2 pseudogenes are annotated in these 304 nt (G+C 43.8%); one reads left to right on the top strand and one right to left on the bottom strand.

What is annotated here, in order from left to right:
- Nucleotides 1-153: pseudogene (locus AB4653_RS14320) on the bottom strand (low molecular weight phosphotyrosine protein phosphatase); the annotation flags it as partial.
- Nucleotides 154-174: 21 nt separating this feature from the next.
- Between AB4653_RS14320 and AB4653_RS14315 the strand changes: the two are divergent.
- Nucleotides 175-304: pseudogene (locus AB4653_RS14315) on the top strand (cob(I)yrinic acid a,c-diamide adenosyltransferase); the annotation flags it as partial.

Raw genomic sequence — 304 nt, 5'->3', positions numbered from 1 at the left:
TGAGTCTGGCGCATTGCCTTGATGAAAGCCAATCGTCCCAGCGGAGTCGACCGTTACATTAATATCCATCTGCTGAGCTTTCTTTCTCAGCACCGCTTCACCTGTTGGCGAACGACAAATATTCCCCATACAAACCACGAGTATCTTTTTCATCCGTAATCACCTGTTCTTCCGATGGTTTTTGCTATCGTTAAGTTAGGCTATGATAGGCGTAATCACAACTTAAAAGGATTTGTTATGTCGACCGAAGACAACAAAGAACAACGCCACAAAGCAAGACAACAGAAAGTAAAAGAGCAAGTCG

It is taken from the genome of Vibrio sp. 10N.222.48.A3, assembly GCF_041475345.1.
Taxonomy (GTDB): Bacteria; Pseudomonadota; Gammaproteobacteria; order Enterobacterales; family Vibrionaceae; genus Vibrio; species Vibrio tasmaniensis_A.
Note: the sequence above shows the minus strand (reverse complement) of the source record. Positions and strands in the feature narration are given on the sequence as shown.